Source organism: Pectobacterium sp. HCp5_1 (assembly GCF_032905925.1).
GTDB classification, from domain to species: Bacteria; Pseudomonadota; Gammaproteobacteria; order Enterobacterales; family Enterobacteriaceae; genus Pectobacterium; species Pectobacterium brasiliense_A.
In genome coordinates this window covers 1-18678 of the sequence record NZ_JAUMIO010000049.1, presented here as the reverse complement: position 1 = coordinate 18678, position 18678 = coordinate 1, and the positions used below count along the sequence as shown (strand labels likewise).

At 48.7% G+C, this 18678-nt stretch carries 14 protein-coding genes, 4 tRNA genes and 1 rRNA gene; 16 read left to right on the top strand and 3 right to left on the bottom strand.

The annotated features are described in order from the left end of the window. The 3 genes from rrf to birA all read left to right on the top strand — a co-directional run. Positions 1-114: ribosomal RNA gene (gene rrf / locus Q3A88_RS20475) — 5S ribosomal RNA — on the top strand; the annotation flags it as partial. A gap of 154 nt (positions 115-268) precedes the next feature. Continuing rightward, on the top strand, positions 269-1306 hold the full coding sequence (gene murB / locus Q3A88_RS20470; protein WP_110164364.1) for a UDP-N-acetylmuramate dehydrogenase: 1038 nt from the start codon (positions 269-271) through the stop codon (positions 1304-1306). Next, positions 1303-2262, top strand: coding sequence for a bifunctional biotin--[acetyl-CoA-carboxylase] ligase/biotin operon repressor BirA (gene birA, locus Q3A88_RS20465; RefSeq protein WP_110164363.1), 960 nt, complete (start codon positions 1303-1305; stop codon positions 2260-2262). The genes murB and birA overlap by 4 nt, the downstream gene beginning before the upstream one ends. 38 nt (positions 2263-2300) lie before the next feature. On the opposite strand, the gene coaA is transcribed toward birA, so the two are convergent. Both coaA and Q3A88_RS20455 read right to left on the bottom strand, forming a co-directional pair. Continuing rightward, positions 2301-3251: a type I pantothenate kinase gene (gene coaA / locus Q3A88_RS20460; protein WP_110164362.1), complete on the bottom strand. Its 951-nt coding sequence runs from the start codon at positions 3249-3251 to the stop codon at positions 2301-2303. Positions 3252-3462: 211 nt separating this feature from the next. Continuing rightward, positions 3463-4011, bottom strand: coding sequence for a GNAT family N-acetyltransferase (locus Q3A88_RS20455; RefSeq protein WP_317178551.1), 549 nt, complete (start codon positions 4009-4011; stop codon positions 3463-3465). 331 nt (positions 4012-4342) lie between these two features. Between Q3A88_RS20455 and Q3A88_RS20450 the strand changes: the two genes are divergently transcribed. The 13 genes from Q3A88_RS20450 (at position 4343) to rpoC (ending at position 18498) form a co-directional block, all read left to right on the top strand. After that, positions 4343-4418, top strand: a tRNA-Thr gene (locus tag Q3A88_RS20450). A 15-nt stretch (positions 4419-4433) separates the two neighbouring features. After that, positions 4434-4518 (top strand) — tRNA-Tyr (locus Q3A88_RS20445). Between the two features lie 130 nt (positions 4519-4648). Continuing rightward, positions 4649-4723, top strand: a tRNA-Gly gene (locus Q3A88_RS20440). Between the two features lie 6 nt (positions 4724-4729). Further along, positions 4730-4805: transfer RNA gene (locus Q3A88_RS20435), tRNA-Thr, on the top strand. Between the two features lie 107 nt (positions 4806-4912). Further along, positions 4913-6097 (top strand): elongation factor Tu, encoded by a 1185-nt coding sequence (gene tuf, locus Q3A88_RS20430; protein ID WP_014913795.1) that lies wholly within the window; start codon positions 4913-4915, stop codon positions 6095-6097. A gap of 237 nt (positions 6098-6334) precedes the next feature. Beyond that, the gene (secE, locus tag Q3A88_RS20425; protein WP_010285488.1) at positions 6335-6718 is read left to right on the top strand and encodes a preprotein translocase subunit SecE; all 384 of its coding nucleotides are present in this window, start codon (positions 6335-6337) and stop codon (positions 6716-6718) included. Position 6719: 1 nt separating this feature from the next. Further along, on the top strand, positions 6720-7265 hold the full coding sequence (nusG, locus tag Q3A88_RS20420; protein ID WP_005970339.1) for a transcription termination/antitermination protein NusG: 546 nt from the start codon (positions 6720-6722) through the stop codon (positions 7263-7265). A 162-nt stretch (positions 7266-7427) separates the two neighbouring features. After that, entirely contained in the window at positions 7428-7856 is a 429-nt protein-coding gene (gene rplK, locus Q3A88_RS20415) for a 50S ribosomal protein L11 (RefSeq protein ID WP_005970337.1), read from the top strand. A 3-nt stretch (positions 7857-7859) separates the two neighbouring features. Beyond that, positions 7860-8564, top strand: a complete 705-nt coding sequence (rplA, locus tag Q3A88_RS20410) for a 50S ribosomal protein L1 (protein ID WP_010285494.1) — start codon at positions 7860-7862, stop codon at positions 8562-8564. A 318-nt stretch (positions 8565-8882) separates the two neighbouring features. Beyond that, positions 8883-9380, top strand: coding sequence for a 50S ribosomal protein L10 (gene rplJ, locus Q3A88_RS20405; protein ID WP_010285495.1), 498 nt, complete (start codon positions 8883-8885; stop codon positions 9378-9380). Positions 9381-9446: 66 nt separating this feature from the next. After that, a complete protein-coding gene (gene rplL / locus Q3A88_RS20400; protein WP_005970331.1) occupies positions 9447-9812 on the top strand; it encodes a 50S ribosomal protein L7/L12 in 366 nt (121 codons plus the stop codon). Positions 9813-10139: 327 nt separating this feature from the next. Continuing rightward, positions 10140-14168, top strand: a complete 4029-nt coding sequence (rpoB, locus tag Q3A88_RS20395; RefSeq protein WP_039311347.1) for a DNA-directed RNA polymerase subunit beta — start codon at positions 10140-10142, stop codon at positions 14166-14168. A 106-nt stretch (positions 14169-14274) separates the two neighbouring features. After that, positions 14275-18498 (top strand): DNA-directed RNA polymerase subunit beta', encoded by a 4224-nt coding sequence (gene rpoC, locus Q3A88_RS20390; protein WP_110164262.1) that lies wholly within the window; start codon positions 14275-14277, stop codon positions 18496-18498. 91 nt (positions 18499-18589) lie between these two features. Here the strand turns inward: rpoC and Q3A88_RS20385 are convergent. Further along, positions 18590-18678 (bottom strand): hypothetical protein (locus Q3A88_RS20385; RefSeq protein WP_317177746.1); only part of this gene is annotated, 89 nt, incomplete at its 5' end.

The following is an 18678-nucleotide window of genomic DNA, read 5'->3' as shown; positions in this document are numbered from 1 at the left end:
TGGCGGCGATAGCGCGGTGGTCCCACCTGACCCCATGCCGAACTCAGAAGTGAAACGCCGTAGCGCCGATGGTAGTGTGGGGCTTCCCCATGTGAGAGTAGGGAACTGCCAGGCATCAAATAAGTGGAAAGCCCTCGTCGAAAGACGAGGGCTTTTTGCTATGGGCGTTTGGAACGACTGTTTATCCGTATCCGGTGGCAAAAGGCAGTCGGTATCTCGCGTAGATCAGGTAGACTATGTGATATCTGAATTAGTAGGTATTTCCATCATGCCATCGAGCATTATTTCATTAAAGCCTCATAACTCTTTCTCATTATCTGTGTCTGCCTCTCGTATTGCGGTAGCAGATACTCAAGAACAATTGATCGAGGAATGGCGCGTCGCCTGCGCATCACAAGAGCCCATTTTATTGCTAGGAGAAGGAAGTAATGTCCTTTTTCTGGAGGATTTTTTAGGTACTATTCTGCTAAACCGACTCAAAGGTATAGATATTCGCGAAGAAAGCGAGGGCTGGTATCTTCATGTTGGTGCAGGTGAGAATTGGCATCAATTAGTTGAATATACGCTTAAGCATGGCATTGCTGGGTTAGAAAATCTGGCATTAATTCCCGGATGTGTCGGTTCTGCACCGATACAGAATATCGGTGCGTACGGTATCGAATTACAGCATGTTTGTGATTATGTTGACGTGTTGGATCTGGCTGAAGGTAAAGTCATGCGTTTTACCTCTGAGGAATGCCAGTTCGATTACCGTGAAAGCATATTTAAGCATCAATACCGCTCTGGGTTTGCGATTACCGCCGTAGGGTTCTTTTTAAAGAAAGAGTGGAACCCGATACTTAACTACGGTGATTTGGTCAAGCTGGATCCTAAAACCGTTACGCCACAGCAAGTATTTGATTCTGTATGCTATATGCGTCGAAGTAAACTCCCAGACCCTGTAGTGACAGGTAATGCTGGTAGCTTCTTCAAAAATCCAATAATTACACAACAGCATGCCGAACGGATTTTACGAGAGTATCCGAATGCTCCTCAGTATTTACAAGCTGATGGTAACGTTAAATTGGCAGCTGGATGGTTAATTGATCAGTGTAAACTTAAAGGATTCCAGCTTGGTGGTGCCGCTGTTCACGAGAAACAGGCATTGGTTCTGATTAATAAAAATAATGCAAAAAGCTCAGATATTGTTGAATTAGCTCGTTATATCCGCAACCAAGTTTCTGAAAAATTCTCTATACAGCTGGAACCTGAAGTTCGCTTTATTGCTGCGCATGGAGAGGTCAATGCCATCGAGGTATTATCATGAAAGATATTACAGTTCCTCTTAAGTTGATTAAAATCCTCTCTGATGGGGAGTTTTATTCCGGTGAGTTACTGGGCGAAATGATGGGGATGAGTCGAGCTGCGATTAATAAACACATCCAAACTATACGCGATTGGGGAATTGATATTTTTACTGTAACGGGTAAGGGTTATTCTTTGCCAGCGCCTATGCAGTTATTAGATGAAGAAGTTATCCTTAAGCACCTACCTGAAGGTGGCGTAACGGTTTTACCTGTCGTCGATTCTACGAATCAGTACATTTTAGAACGATTGGATACACTGTCCTCCGGTGATGCATGCCTTGCTGAATATCAGCAGTCTGGGCGTGGTCGTCGGGGGCGACAATGGTTTTCACCCTTTGGTGCGAATTTGTATTTGTCCTTATATTGGCGCCTAGAGCAGGGACCAGCTGCGGCTGTTGGGGTGAGTCTGGTTATCGGTATCGTAATGGCCGAAGTGCTACATAAGCTGGGTGCTGATGGTGTTCGAGTCAAATGGCCTAATGATTTATATCTGAAGGATAGAAAGTTGGCTGGCATTCTTGTCGAACTGACAGGGAAAACTGGGGATGCAGCTAATTTAGTCATTGGTGCAGGTATTAATCTACAAATGAGAGAACCTGCTCCAGATACGATTAATCAAGGCTGGATAAATTTACAAGAGGCAGGTATAGAGATTAATCGTAATACTCTCGCTTCGGCTCTTATTTCTGAATTAAGAAGCGCTTTGGCCGTCTTTGAACTACAAGGTCTTGAGCCATTTATTCCCAGATGGGAAAAGTTGGATAACTATTTTAATCGCCCGATCCGCTTGATTATCGGTAATCGCGAAATTCATGGGATAGACCGAGGAATCGATCGCCAGGGTGCATTGTTATTAGAAGCCGATGGTTTGATAACACCGTATATTGGTGGGGAAATTTCTCTGCGCGGCGCATAAAAAAGGGGGAATTCCCCCTTTTACATGTTCATTCATTTTCACTTTCTTAATCGAACACATTCAACGGCATGATTAGCACTTTTAGTCATAATAAGACTAGCTCTTTCCCGGGTGGGAAGGATATTTTCTTTTAGATTAAGTCCATTAATTTCCTTCCATAATTGAGATGCAATACCGATGGCTTCTTCTTTCGTCAATTTTGCGTAATTATGGAAGTATGAATTTGGATTTGAGAATGCACCTTGTCTAAATTTCAAAAATCGATTTATATACCATGTTTGTAGCAGTGTTTCAGGTGCATCCACATAGATAGAGAAATCTACAAAGTCAGAAACAAAAACTCTATGCGGATCATGCGGATAGTCCATTCCGCTTTGTAAAACATTCAACCCTTCTAATATTAAAATATCAGGTCGCTCCAACACTTTATTGTTATTAGGAACGATATCATATGTTAGATGAGAATAAGTTGGGGCCGTGACTTTGTGTGTCCCTGATTTTATATCAGAAACAAATTTTACCAGGCTGTGCATATCATATGATTGTGGAAAGCCTTTTTTCTTCATCAAGTCGCGTTCTTTTAGCACCTTATTTGGATGAAGAAATCCATCGGTTGTAATAAGTTCTACGCTGCGGTGTTCTGGCCAGCGGCTTAATAGCGCTTGGAGTACACGGGCTGTAGTACTTTTCCCTACAGCGACGCTACCTGCGATGCCGATTATGTAAGGTATTTTTTGGCCATCGGTTCCTAAAAACTGCTCAAGCACAGCCTGACGGCGTAAATTAGAGCTTATATAGAAATTCAGCAGGCGAGATAGCGGCAGATAAATTTCCGCGACTTCGTCTAATGAAAGGTCTTCGTTAATGCCTTTGAGCTTAACGATTTCTTCCTCTGTCAGCGTTAACGGGACGGAATCGCGCAAGGCGGCCCATTGGCTGCGGTTAAATTGTAGATATGGCGTGGCCAAGGATTGCTCTCTGTTGCTCATAAGTCGTGTTCTGCCTGCTTCACAGGTAAGAAAAGGGACTCTCAGCTCAGCGAAGAAAACGGGCTATTAGTTTAGCCAACGCGATGATCGCGGCACCTTCTCTTATGCAATAAATTTTTGATAATGGGCAGGTTAACACTTTGCTACTAGAAAGAAGAAGAGAAAATCGGTGCTGTACCCGATGCTTCTATGTTTACGCATCGGGTACTCGCTAGCTAGCGATGGCTTTACCTAAAACATTCACAGCAAAGAGACGCTTATAATAGATGGCCGTTGGGTGGTAATAACCATCAGGCGTGCAAGCATAGTCTGGCAATTCTCCCAGGTGGCGATAACCCAAGGCCCGGTAGAACGCTTCTGCAGGGGAACCTGCTTGGGTGTCTAAGTAGAGCAAGCCCCTCTGCTGTAAAAGTGCGCTCTTTTCCAATAGCTGAATGAGCAGTCGGCCTATTCCCGCTCTTCTTGTGCGGCTATGGACCAGTAATTTTTGAATTTCAGCTCTGTTTTTCCCGTTTGTTTTTTGACACAACTCGAGCTGTACGCTTCCGACAATACCCTCCTCATCGCGCGCTACCCATATCATACGTTCACCGCTGGAAACGGATGTTTGCAAACTATGAAAATATTCTGTGGCTTCTTTATGGGATAGTGGCGAGTGGTATCCAACAGAAGCGCCTTTTTCTACAGCATCTATCAATAGATTAGCCAGTTCCTCACGATAGACAGGTAAGGTTGCTGCATTGAGTTGAACGGTTTTCATCGTATTTTGCCCCTTTGACAGAAATTTATTTTTAACCAAGCAAAATGCATTCCAGGTCTGTTTTCTTAGAAAAGCGAGCAAAATAGCATCGGTCGGTGCAGCGACTGCTCTTCTAAAGGGCAAAACCGTATTTTTGGTGCAAGAGAAACAAGAGGAAGGTTGATGGCTAAATCACCATTTTGTTGGATAGGGTTGGTGGTTCTTTGTGCTAATTCTTACTGTTACTCTAGATTTATAGCTGAATTTGGATAAAATCTAAGCGATAGCGCATTTTTCGCAATTTTTTTGTTGCATCGAGCGTTCTGTCTACCTAGAATGCGCAGCACTTGAAGCCGGCTTAGCTCAGTAGGTAGAGCAACTGACTTGTAATCAGTAGGTCACCAGTTCGATTCCGGTAGCCGGCACCATCAAGTACACAATCAGGTGGGGTTCCCGAGCGGCCAAAGGGAGCAGACTGTAAATCTGCCGTCACAGACTTCGAAGGTTCGAATCCTTCCCCCACCACCAAATTCAATCCTGGTAACAGGATATTCGATACGGTAGTAAGACTGAGCCGGATCGACGAAGGCGGGGTCTATAAAATCTTATTCCTCAACTTCAAAATCTACAGAAAAATTAGGTAGCCGAGTTCCAGGATGCGGGCATCGTATAATGGCTATTACCTCAGCCTTCCAAGCTGATGATGTGGGTTCGATTCCCACTGCCCGCTCCAAGATGTGCTGATATAGCTCAGTTGGTAGAGCGCACCCTTGGTAAGGGTGAGGTCGGCAGTTCGAATCTGCCTATCAGCACCACTTCCTTTTCCTCCTCCTGATTTTCTTTCTGTGAATAAATTCAGCAAGCTATCGCTTGGTTGATGTGGTGATACCACCGATTTATCCGTGTCTTAGAGGGACAATCGATGTCTAAAGAAAAATTTGAACGTACAAAACCGCACGTTAACGTCGGTACTATCGGCCACGTTGACCATGGTAAAACAACGCTGACCGCTGCAATCACTACCGTTCTGGCTAAAACCTACGGTGGTAACGCGCGTGCATTCGACCAGATCGATAACGCACCAGAAGAAAAAGCACGTGGTATCACCATCAACACGTCTCACGTTGAATACGATACCCCGTCTCGCCACTACGCGCACGTTGACTGCCCAGGACACGCCGACTATGTGAAAAACATGATCACCGGTGCTGCCCAGATGGACGGCGCGATCCTGGTTGTTGCTGCGACTGACGGCCCAATGCCTCAGACCCGTGAGCACATCCTGCTGGGTCGTCAGGTTGGCGTTCCTTTCATCATCGTGTTCCTGAACAAATGTGACATGGTTGATGACGAAGAGCTGCTGGAACTGGTTGAGATGGAAGTGCGTGAGCTGCTGTCTCAGTACGACTTCCCAGGCGACGACACCCCAGTGGTTCGTGGTTCAGCTCTGAAAGCGCTGGAAGGTGAAGCTGAGTGGGAAGCAAAAATCATCGAACTGGCAGAGCACCTGGATTCTTATATCCCAGAACCAGAGCGTGCAATTGACAAGCCGTTCCTGCTGCCAATCGAAGACGTATTCTCCATCTCCGGTCGTGGTACCGTTGTTACCGGTCGTGTAGAGCGCGGTATCGTTAAAGTCGGTGAAGAAGTTGAAATCGTTGGTATCAAAGATACGGCGAAATCTACCTGTACTGGCGTAGAAATGTTCCGCAAACTGCTGGACGAAGGTCGTGCAGGCGAGAACGTTGGTGTTCTGCTGCGTGGTATCAAGCGTGAAGAAATCGAGCGTGGTCAGGTACTGGCTAAGCCGGGTTCAATCAAGCCACACACTCAGTTCGAATCCGAAGTGTATATCCTGAGCAAAGATGAAGGCGGCCGTCATACTCCGTTCTTCAAAGGCTACCGTCCTCAGTTCTACTTCCGTACAACTGACGTAACGGGCACCATCGAACTGCCAGAAGGCGTAGAGATGGTAATGCCGGGCGACAACATCAAAATGGTTGTTACCCTGATCCACCCAATCGCGATGGACGACGGTTTGCGTTTCGCCATCCGTGAAGGCGGTCGTACAGTAGGCGCGGGCGTTGTTGCTAAAGTTATCGCTTAATCGCTGATAACATTTGACGCGACACGCGATAAAAGGGCATCATTTGATGCCCTTTTTCTACGCTGTCATGGTAGAACCTATCTCATCAGCGATTGTGAGATATAATCATTGGTGAGATAGGCTCTGTAGATACGGCGTAAATACCGAATTATTCGTTTTACAGAACATCTTTCGGTTTGGTTGCCCCGTGGTTGCGGGGCAAAGTTATTTGTCTGAATCATTGTGACAGGTTGGTTTATGAGTGCGAATACCGAAGCTCAGGATAGTGGGCGTGGCCTGGAAGTGATTAAGTGGCTAGTAGTAGGTGCCTTGCTGGTTGTTGCGATTGTTGGCAATTATTATTACCGCGAATTTAGTCTTCCTCTGCGTGCATTGGCCGTTGTTATCCTGATCGCCGCCGCCGGTGGTGTGGCACTGCTGACCACGAAAGGCAAAGCAACCGTAGCGTTTGCTCGCGAAGCGCGTACCGAAGTGCGCAAAGTAATTTGGCCGACTCGTCAGGAAACGTTACACACCACGTTAATCGTTGCCGCGGTGACTGCCGTGATGTCACTGATTTTGTGGGGGCTGGATGGTATTCTGGTCCGTCTGGTATCGTTTATCACTGGCCTGAGGTTCTAAGATGTCTGAAGCTCCAAAAAAACGTTGGTACGTCGTTCAGGCGTTTTCTGGTTTTGAAGGTCGCGTAGCACAATCTCTGCGTGAGCATATCAAACTCCATAATATGGAAGAACTGTTTGGCGAAGTCATGGTTCCTACTGAGGAAGTCGTTGAGATCCGTGGTGGCCAGCGTCGCAAGAGCGAACGCAAGTTTTTCCCTGGTTATGTTTTAGTACAGATGGTGATGGAAGATGCTAGTTGGCATCTTGTACGCAGCGTACCTCGTGTTATGGGGTTCATTGGCGGCACATCTGACCGTCCTGCCCCAATCAGTGACAAAGAAGTGGATGCGATTATGAATCGTCTCCAGCAGGTTGGCGACAAGCCTCGTCCGAAAACGCTGTTTGAACCGGGTGAAATGGTTCGTGTCAACGATGGTCCATTTGCCGACTTTAACGGTGTTGTTGAAGAAGTAGACTATGAGAAGAGCCGCCTGAAGGTGTCTGTTTCTATATTTGGTCGTGCGACGCCTGTTGAACTAGACTTTGCTCAGGTCGAAAAAGGCTAATTGCCTGATAAGATTTGCTGAAAATAGCAACTTGCCTATGGCGAGAAATTAACCTATAATTTCGCGCCTTTTGTTTTTCAGTGGCCTCAATGGCGACTGAAGCGTAATACAAACCACGGGGAGCCTTTCACTAGGCGCTATTACCCAATCGAGGAAAGTTAAATGGCCAAGAAAGTACAAGCCTACGTCAAGCTGCAAGTTGCAGCTGGTATGGCTAACCCGAGCCCACCAGTAGGTCCGGCTCTGGGTCAGCAAGGTGTTAACATCATGGAATTCTGTAAGGCATTCAATGCTAAAACTGAAAGCCTTGAGAAGGGTCTGCCGACTCCGGTTGTTATTACCGTTTATTCTGACCGTTCTTTCACCTTCGTTACCAAAACGCCTCCAGCAGCTGTTCTGCTGAAGAAAGCGGCTGGTATCAAGTCTGGTTCCGGCAAGCCGAACAAAGACAAAGTAGGTAAAGTAACGAGCGCTCAGGTTCGTGAAATCGCAGAAACTAAAGCTGCGGACATGACTGGTTCTGATGTAGACGCCATGGCGCGCTCTATCGCAGGTACCGCTCGTTCCATGGGCCTGGTAGTGGAGGATTAATAGATGGCTAAGCTGACCAAGCGCATGCGCGTGATCCGTGACAAAGTTGATGTAACTAAACAGTATGACATCAACGAAGCTGTTGCTCTGCTCAAAGAGCTGGCCACTGCTAAGTTTGTAGAAAGTGTAGACGTAGCTGTTAACCTCGGCATCGATGCACGTAAATCTGACCAAAACGTTCGCGGTGCAACCGTTCTGCCTCACGGCACTGGTCGTTCTGTTCGCGTAGCTGTCTTCACCCAAGGTGCAAACGCTGAAGCTGCTAAAGCAGCTGGCGCTGAATTCGTGGGCATGGAAGATCTGGCTGATCAGATCAAGAAAGGCGAAATGGGCTTTGACGTTGTTATTGCATCTCCAGATGCAATGCGCGTTGTTGGCCAATTGGGCCAGGTTCTGGGTCCACGTGGCCTTATGCCAAACCCGAAAGTGGGTACTGTAACTCCTAACGTTGCTGAAGCTGTTAACAATGCTAAAGCGGGTCAGGTTCGTTACCGTAACGACAAGAACGGCATCATCCATACCACTATCGGTAAGGTTGATTTCGATTCTAACAAATTGAAAGAAAACCTAGAGTCTTTGTTGATTGCGCTGAAAAAAGCAAAACCATCTCAGGCGAAAGGCGTGTACATCAAGAAAGTTAGCTTGTCTACCACTATGGGCGCTGGCGTTGCCATCGACCAGAGCGGTCTGAACGCTGCTGCTAACTAATAGCTTTTGTTCCGCTTTACTCGGGTGTGAGATTTACCTATAATTTTACGCCCGTTGTTTCTCAAGTGGAATGACGCAAGAATTTTTCGGTTGGAGCCTGGCCTATCCAGGCCTCCGTCCAAGACCGCAGGTGTTTCGCAAGGAACTTAATTCTCCTGCGTAGACGGTGACAGAGCCTAAATAATGTTTTTCTTTTTTATAAAGAATAATTTTTTTACTGGATTCTGCTCACCGTGTTTCAACGCTTATCTCTAATTTTGGCGATAAGTGAAGTGAGTTCCGGAGAATTTCTCCGGCTAAATCCAGGAGCAAAAGCTAATGGCATTAAATCTTCAAGACAAACAAGCGATTGTTGCTGAAGTCAGCGAAGTAGCCAAAGGTGCGCTGTCTGCGGTTGTTGCGGATTCCCGTGGCGTTACCGTTGATAAAATGACCGAACTGCGTAAAGCAGCGCGTGAAGCTGGCGTTTACATGCGTGTTGTTCGTAACACCCTGCTGCGCCGCGTCGTTGAAGGCACTCAATTTGAATGCCTGAAAGACACGTTTGTTGGTCCGACCCTGATTGCATATTCTCTGGAACACCCGGGCGCTGCTGCTCGTCTGTTCAAAGAGTTCGCGAAAGCGAATGCAAAGTTTGAGGTCAAAGCTGCAGCCTTTGAAGGCGAGCTGATCCCGGCGGCTCAAATTGACCGTCTGGCAACGCTGCCGACTTACGAAGAAGCACTGGCACGTCTGATGTCGACCATGAAAGAAGCCGCTGCTGGCAAACTGGTCCGCACTCTGGCTGCTGTTCGCGATGCAAAAGAAGCTGCGTAATAGCACTTTCTTTTCTAACGTACTTGCTAACGTATAAACTATTTCTGATTCTTAGGAACAATTGTTATGTCTATCACTAAAGATCAAATTCTGGAAGCAGTAGCAGCTATGTCTGTAATGGATGTTGTTGAGCTGGTTTCTGCTATGGAAGAAAAATTCGGTGTTTCTGCTGCTGCTGCTGTAGCTGTTGCTGCTGGCCCAGCTGAAGTTGCTGAAGAAAAAACTGAGTTCGACGTTGTGCTGAAAGCTATCGGCGCTAACAAAGTTGCTGTAATCAAAGCTGTTCGCGGCGCAACTGGTCTGGGCCTGAAAGAAGCCAAAGATCTGGTTGAATCTGCACCTGCAGTGATGAAAGAAGGCGTGAGCAAAGATGACGCTGAAGCACTGAAAAAATCACTGGAAGAAGCTGGCGCAGAAGTTGAAGTTAAATAAGCCAACCTTTCAGGTTGCAGCCTGATTTATTAGGCTGATGGCTGGTGACTTTTTAGTCACCAGCCTTTTTGCGCTGTAGGGTATCAATGGGATTTCACACTGTTTAGCCATTGATTTCTCCCAATATTTTTTTCTATTGACGACTTAATATACTGCTTTCCTGCATGGGCTCCATGCCTAAGCAAGAGCAACGAAATGGTTTAAGAGTAATAGAAAGACGTATTACGGAAAGTTCTCTATTTTCCGACCAACATAAATAGTGTTGCATGAACTGTCCTTGTTAGGGCAGACAGAGTGGTTCGACTTGTCAGCTAGCTGAGGAACCCTATGGTTTACTCCTATACCGAGAAAAAACGCATTCGTAAGGATTTTGGTAAACGTCCACAGGTTTTGGACATACCTTATCTCCTTTCTATCCAACTTGACTCGTTCCAGAAGTTTATCGAGCAAGACCCGGAAGGTCAGTACGGTTTGGAAGCTGCATTCCGTTCTGTTTTCCCTATAAAAAGCTATAGCGGTAATTCAGAGCTGCAATACGTTAGCTATCGCTTGGGCGAGCCAGTATTTGACGTTAAAGAATGTCAGATCCGTGGTGTGACGTTCTCTGCGCCGCTACGCGTAAAACTGCGTCTGGTGATCTACGAGCGCGAAGCGCCTGAAGGCACCGTTAAAGATATCAAAGAACAAGAAGTTTACATGGGCGAAATTCCGCTCATGACCGATAACGGTACCTTCGTGATCAACGGTACTGAGCGTGTAATCGTGTCTCAGTTACACCGTAGTCCAGGTGTGTTCTTCGATAGCGACAAAGGTAAAACCCACTCTTCAGGTAAGGTGCTGTATAACGCACGTATTATTCCTTACCGTGGTTCCTGGCTGGATTTCGAGTTTGATCCGAAGGATAACCTGTTTGTCCGTATCGACCGTCGTCGCAAATTGCCTGCGACCATTATCCTGCGCGCGCTGGGTTACTCCACCGAACAGATTCTCGATCTTTTCTTCGATAAAATTGTCTATGAAATCAATGGCAATAAGTTGCAGATGGATCTGGTTCCTGAACGCCTGCGTGGTGAAACCGCATCGTTTGATATTGAAGCAAACGGTAAAGTTTATATCGAAAAAGGTCGCCGCATCACTGCGCGTCATATCCGTCAGTTAGAGAAAGACGGCATTGAGCGCATTGAAGTGCCTGTTGAATATATCGCTGGCAAAGTACTGTCCAAAGATTATATCGACGAGAGCACCGGTGAACTGATCGGCGCAGCCAACATGGAGCTGTCGCTGGATCTGCTGGCCAAACTGAGCCAGTCTGGTCACAAACGTATTGAGACACTGTTCACCAACGATCTTGATCATGGTGCATACATGTCTGAAACCGTGCGGGTCGATCCGTCAAACGATCGTCTGAGTGCGCTGGTTGAAATCTATCGCATGATGCGTCCTGGTGAGCCACCAACGCGTGAAGCAGCAGAAACGCTGTTTGAGAACCTGTTCTTCTCTGAAGACCGCTATGATCTGTCTGCGGTTGGTCGTATGAAGTTCAACCGTTCTCTGCTACGTGATGAGATCGAAGGTTCCGGTATCCTGAGCAAAGATGACATCATCGAAGTGATGAAGAAGCTCATTGATATCCGTAACGGTAAAGGCGAAGTGGATGATATCGACCACCTCGGCAACCGTCGTATCCGTTCCGTCGGCGAAATGGCAGAAAACCAATTCCGCGTTGGTCTGGTGCGTGTAGAACGTGCTGTAAAAGAGCGTCTGTCTCTGGGCGACCTCGATACGCTGATGCCACAGGACATGATCAACGCCAAGCCGATTTCGGCTGCCGTTAAAGAGTTCTTCGGTTCAAGTCAGCTGTCACAGTTTATGGACCAGAACAACCCGCTGTCCGAGATTACGCACAAACGTCGTATCTCTGCATTGGGCCCAGGCGGTCTGACGCGTGAGCGTGCTGGCTTTGAAGTTCGTGACGTACACCCGACTCACTACGGCCGCGTTTGTCCTATCGAAACGCCGGAAGGTCCGAACATCGGTCTGATCAACTCCCTGTCCGTTTATGCGCAAACGAACGAATACGGTTTCCTTGAAACCCCGTATCGTCGCGTGCGTGACAACGTGGTGACGGATGAGATCCATTACCTGTCTGCGATTGAAGAAGGTAACTTCGTTATCGCACAGGCGAACACCAATTTGGACGAAGAAGGCCGCTTCATCGACGAACTGGTTACCTGCCGTAACAAAGGCGAGTCCAGCTTGTTCAGCCGCGATCAGGTTGAATACATGGACGTTTCCACACAGCAGGTGGTTTCCGTCGGTGCATCCCTGATTCCGTTCCTGGAACACGATGACGCCAACCGCGCCCTGATGGGTGCGAACATGCAACGTCAGGCCGTTCCGACTCTGCGCGCTGATAAGCCGCTGGTTGGTACCGGTATGGAACGCGCTGTTGCGGTTGACTCCGGTGTAACTGCCGTAGCCAAACGTGGTGGTACAGTACAGTACGTGGATGCATCCCGTATTGTAATCCGCGTTAATGACGATGAAATGTATCCGGGCGAAGCCGGGATCGACATCTATAACCTGACCAAATATACCCGTTCGAACCAGAACACCTGTATCAGCCAGATGCCGTGTGTGTCTCTGGGTGAGCCAGTCGAACGTGGTGACGTTCTGGCAGATGGCCCGTCCACCGATCTGGGTGAACTGGCGCTGGGTCAGAACATGCGCGTGGCATTCATGCCATGGAATGGTTACAACTTCGAAGACTCCATCCTCGTTTCCGAGCGTGTGGTTCAGGAAGATCGCTTTACGACCATCCACATTCAGGAACTGGCCTGTGTGTCTCGTGACACCAAGTTGGGGCCTGAAGAAATTACTGCGGACATCCCGAACGTGGGTGAAGCAGCGCTTTCCAAACTGGATGAGTCCGGCATTGTTTACATCGGTGCTGAAGTGACCGGCGGTGACATTCTGGTTGGTAAGGTAACGCCGAAAGGTGAAACCCAACTGACGCCAGAAGAGAAACTGCTGCGTGCGATCTTCGGTGAGAAAGCGTCTGACGTTAAAGACTCTTCTCTGCGTGTACCAAACGGTGTTTCCGGTACGATTATCGACGTACAGGTCTTTACCCGCGATGGCGTGGAAAAAGACAAACGTGCGTTGGAAATCGAAGAAATGCAGCTGAAGCAGGCGAAGAAAGACCTGACTGAAGAATTGCAGATTCTGGAAGCGGGCCTGTTTGCACGTATCCACGCTGTGCTGGTTTCCGGAGGCGTAGAAGCCGACAAACTGGACAAACTGCCGCGCGAGCGCTGGTTGGAACTGGGTCTGACTGATGAAGATAAACAGAATCAGTTGGAACAGCTGGCAGAACAGTATGATGAGCTGAAGCACGAGTTTGAGAAAAAACTCGAAGCTAAGCGCCGTAAAATCACCCAAGGCGATGATCTGGCTCCGGGCGTGCTGAAAATCGTTAAGGTTTATCTGGCCGTTAAACGTCAGATCCAACCGGGTGACAAAATGGCAGGTCGTCACGGGAACAAAGGTGTTATCTCCAAGATCAACCCGATCGAAGATATGCCTTACGATGAGAACGGTACGCCGGTCGATATCGTACTGAACCCGCTGGGCGTACCTTCACGTATGAACATTGGTCAGATTCTGGAAACCCACCTGGGTATGGCTGCAAAAGGTATCGGCGAGAAAATCAACGCCATGCTCAAGCAGCACGAAGAAGTGACTAAACTGCGTGAGTTCATCCAGAGAGCCTATGACCTGGGCGACGATGTGCGTCAAAAAGTCGACCTGAGCACTTTCTCAGACGAAGAAGTGATGCGTCTGGCTGAAAACCTGAAGAAAGGTATGCCAATTGCAACGCCGGTATTCGACGGTGCAAAAGAGAAAGAAATCAAGGAACTGTTACAGATGGGCGGTATCCCTACCTCCGGTCAGATTACCCTGTACGATGGACGTACCGGTGAGCAATTTGAGCGTCAGGTTACAGTGGGTTACATGTACATGCTGAAACTGAACCACTTGGTCGACGATAAGATGCATGCCCGTTCCACCGGTTCTTATAGTCTGGTTACTCAGCAGCCGCTGGGTGGTAAGGCACAGTTCGGTGGTCAACGCTTCGGTGAGATGGAAGTGTGGGCGCTGGAAGCTTATGGTGCAGCTTATACCCTGCAAGAAATGTTGACCGTTAAGTCTGATGACGTGAACGGCCGTACCAAGATGTATAAAAACATCGTGGATGGCAATCATCAGATGGAACCAGGCATGCCGGAATCCTTCAACGTATTGTTGAAAGAAATCCGCTCGCTGGGTATCAACATCGAGCTGGAAGAAAAGTAATTCCAGCCCGTTGTATTGCTGGCATTCGTCATAGGGACATCTGAACTGTGTTTTTAACAGCATGGTTCAGGTGTCTATCAGGTCTAACTCCGACAGGAGCCAATCCGTGAAAGACTTATTAAAGTTTCTGAAAGCGCAAACTAAAACCGAAGAGTTTGATGCGATCAAAATTGCTCTGGCCTCGCCAGACATGATCCGTTCGTGGTCTTTTGGTGAAGTTAAAAAGCCAGAAACCATCAACTACCGTACGTTCAAACCTGAGCGTGACGGCCTTTTCTGCGCCCGTATCTTTGGGCCAGTAAAAGATTATGAGTGCTTGTGCGGTAAGTATAAGCGCCTGAAACACCGCGGTGTTATTTGTGAGAAGTGCGGCGTTGAAGTGACCCAGACTAAGGTACGCCGTGAGCGTATGGGCCACATCGAGCTGGCTTCTCCGACTGCGCACATCTGGTTCCTGAAGTCACTGCCTTCTCGTATCGGTTTGCTGCTGGATATGCCGCTGCGTGATATCGAACGCGTGCTTTATTTTGAATCTTATGTCGTGGTTGAAGGCGGCATGACCAACCTCGAACGCCGTCAGATCCTGACTGAAGAGCAGTATCTGGATGCGCTGGAAGAGTTTGGTGATGAATTCGACGCGAAAATGGGTGCCGAAGCGATCCAGGCTCTACTGAAGAATATGGATCTGGAGCAGGAATGCGAGCAGCTGCGTGAAGAGCTGACCGAAACCAACTCGGAAACCAAACGTAAGAAGCTGACGAAGCGTATTAAGCTGTTGGAAGCGTTCGTGCAGTCTGGTAACAAGCCAGAGTGGATGATCCTGACCGTTCTGCCGGTACTGCCGCCAGATCTGCGTCCGTTGGTTCCGCTGGATGGTGGTCGTTTTGCGACTTCCGATCTGAACGATCTGTATCGTCGCGTGATCAACCGTAACAACCGTTTGAAACGTCTGCTGGATCTGGCTGCGCCGGACATCATCGTACGTAACGAAAAACGTATGTTGCAGGAAGCGGTTGATGCCCTGCTGGATAACGGCCGTCGCGGTCGTGCGATCACCGGTTCTAACAAACGTCCTCTGAAATCTTTGGCCGATATGATCAAAGGTAAACAGGGTCGTTTCCGTCAGAACCTACTCGGTAAGCGTGTTGACTACTCCGGTCGTTCTGTAATCACCGTTGGCCCATACCTGCGTCTGCACCAGTGTGGTCTGCCGAAGAAAATGGCACTGGAACTGTTCAAACCGTTCATCTACGGCAAGCTGGAACTGCGTGGTCTTGCTACCACCATTAAAGCAGCCAAGAAAATGGTTGAGCGTGAAGAAGCCGTCGTATGGGATATCCTGGACGAAGTCATCCGCGAACACCCAGTACTGCTGAACCGTGCACCAACACTGCACCGTTTGGGTATTCAGGCATTTGAACCGGTACTGATCGAAGGTAAAGCCATCCAGTTGCACCCGCTGGTTTGTGCGGCATATAACGCCGACTTCGACGGTGACCAAATGGCTGTACACGTACCGTTGACGCTGGAAGCCCAGTTGGAAGCGCGTGCGTTAATGATGTCGACCAACAACATCCTGTCCCCTGCGAATGGTGAGCCAATCATCGTTCCTTCTCAGGACGTGGTATTGGGTCTGTACTACATGACGCGTGACTGTGTTAACGCCAAAGGCGAAGGCATGGTGCTCACGGGTCCGAAAGAAGCTGAACGCGTTTACCGCGCTGGTCTGGCCTCTCTGCATGCGCGCGTTAAAGTGCGTATCACGGAAGAGATCAAGAGCATCGATGGCGATGTTACGCATCAGACGTCGATTATTGATACGACGATCGGTCGCGCCATCCTGTGGATGATCGTACCGAAAGGTCTGCCGTACTCGATCGTTAACCAGCCTCTGGGCAAGAAAGCGATCTCCAAAATGCTGAACACCTGTTACCGCATTTTGGGTCTGAAACCGACAGTTATCTTCGCTGACCAGACTATGTACACCGGTTTTGCTTACGCGGCGCGCTCTGGTGCTTCCGTAGGTATCGATGACATGGTTATCCCGGAGAAAAAAGCCGAGATTATCGAAGAAGCAGAAACCGAAGTTGCCGAGATTCAGGAGCAGTTCCAGTCTGGTCTGGTTACCGCGGGCGAACGCTATAACAAAGTGATCGATATCTGGGCTGCGGCGAACGAACGTGTTGCGAAAGCGATGATGGAAAACCTGTCCGTTGAGGATGTGGTTAACCGTGATGGCGTGGTTGAGCAGCAGGTGTCTTTCAACAGCATCTTTATGATGGCCGACTCCGGTGCGCGTGGTTCTGCGGCACAGATTCGTCAGTTGGCGGGGATGCGTGGTCTGATGGCGAAACCAGATGGTTCGATCATCGAGACACCAATTACTGCAAACTTCCGTGAAGGTTTGAACGTACTCCAGTACTTCATCTCGACGCACGGTGCGCGTAAAGGTCTGGCTGATACCGCACTGAAAACAGCGAACTCCGGTTATCTGACTCGTCGTCTGGTTGACGTTGCGCAGGATCTGGTTGTGACCGAAGACGATTGTGGTACCCACGAAGGTATCATGATGACGCCGGTTATCGAGGGTGGTGATGTTAAAGAGCCACTGCGTGAGCGCGTACTGGGTCGTGTAACGGCTGAAGACGTGATCAAACCGGGCACGGCGGACATTCTGGTTCCACGTAACACGCTGCTGAATGAGCAGTGGTGTGACATGTTGGAAGAGAACTCCGTTGACGCCGTTAAAGTACGTTCAGTCGTAAGCTGCGAAACCGACTTTGGCGTGTGCGCCAATTGCTACGGTCGCGATCTGGCTCGTGGTCATATCATCAACAAAGGTGAGGCCATCGGGGTTATCGCGGCACAGTCCATCGGTGAACCGGGTACACAGTTAACCATGCGTACGTTCCACATCGGTGGTGCGGCATCGCGTGCGGCAGCTGAGTCCAGCATTCAGGTTAAAAACAAAGGTAGCCTGAAACTGAACAACGCGAAGTTCGTTATGAACAGCAACGGTAAACTGGTTATTACTTCACGTAATACCGAACTGAAGCTGATCGACGAATTCGGACGTACGAAAGAAAGCTATAAAGTGCCTTATGGTGCGGTGATGGCGAAAGGTGATGGCTCAGAAGTTACTGGTGGCGAAACCGTAGCAAACTGGGACCCGCATACCATGCCAGTGGTGACCGAAGTGAGCGGTTTCATCCGTTTTGCTGATATGATTGACGGTCAGACCATTACACGCCAGACCGACGAACTGACAGGTTTGTCTTCCATCGTGGTTCTGGATAGTGCAGAGCGTACCGGTAGCGGTAAAGATCTGCGTCCGGCACTGAAAATCGTCGATGGCAAAGGTGAAGATGTATTGATCCCAGGTACCGATATGCCTGCCCAATACTTCCTGCCGGGTAAAACAATTGTTCAGTTGGAAGATGGAGTGCAGATTGGTGCCGGTGATACATTGGCGCGTCTTCCTCAGGAATCCAGCGGTACCAAGGATATCACCGGTGGTCTGCCACGTGTAGCCGACCTGTTCGAAGCGCGTCGTCCGAAAGAGCCAGCTATTCTGGCAGAAATCAGCGGTATCATTTCCTTCGGTAAAGAAACCAAAGGTAAGCGCCGTCTGGTAATTTCTCCGTTAGATGGCAGCGATGCTTACGAAGAGATGATTCCGAAATGGCGTCAGCTCAACGTGTTCGAAGGTGAAGTGGTAGAACGTGGTGACGTTGTTTCCGACGGCCCAGAATCTCCGCACGATATCCTGCGTCTGCGTGGCGTACATGCAGTAACGCGTTATATCACCAACGAAGTTCAGGAAGTTTACCGTCTGCAAGGCGTTAAGATTAACGATAAACACATCGAAGTTATCGTTCGTCAGATGTTGCGTAAAGGCACCATCGTTAGCGCGGGTGGTACGGAGTTCCTGGAAGGCGAACAGGCAGAAATGTCTCGCATCAAGATTGCCAACCGTCAGTTGGAAGCGGATGGCAAGATCACGGCAACGTACAGCCGCGATCTGCTGGGTATCACCAAAGCATCTCTGGCGACCGAGTCCTTCATTTCTGCGGCATCGTTCCAGGAAACCACTCGCGTACTGACCGAAGCCGCTGTTGCGGGTAAACGTGATGAACTGCGTGGCCTGAAAGAGAACGTTATCGTAGGTCGTCTGATCCCAGCGGGTACAGGTTATGCGTACCACCAGGATCGTATGCGCCGCCGTCAGGCGGGTGAAGCGCCTGTCGTGCCTCAAGTGAGTGCCGATGAAGCTTCTGCTAACCTGGCTGAACTGTTGAACGCAGGCTTTGGTAGCAGCGACGACGAGTAAGTCTCTTTACGCTGTACTATCATGCGGTAAATAACAAAAACCCCAGCTATCATGGCTGTAATGCCAGTCAGTTAAGCGACTGACTGGCAGTTTATCTACGGGCCTTACTGTATTTTTGGGGCCTTTCTTTTACTATTCGTGGGAAGGCCCTTTCCCTTCTTATCGGTAATTTCACCAGTT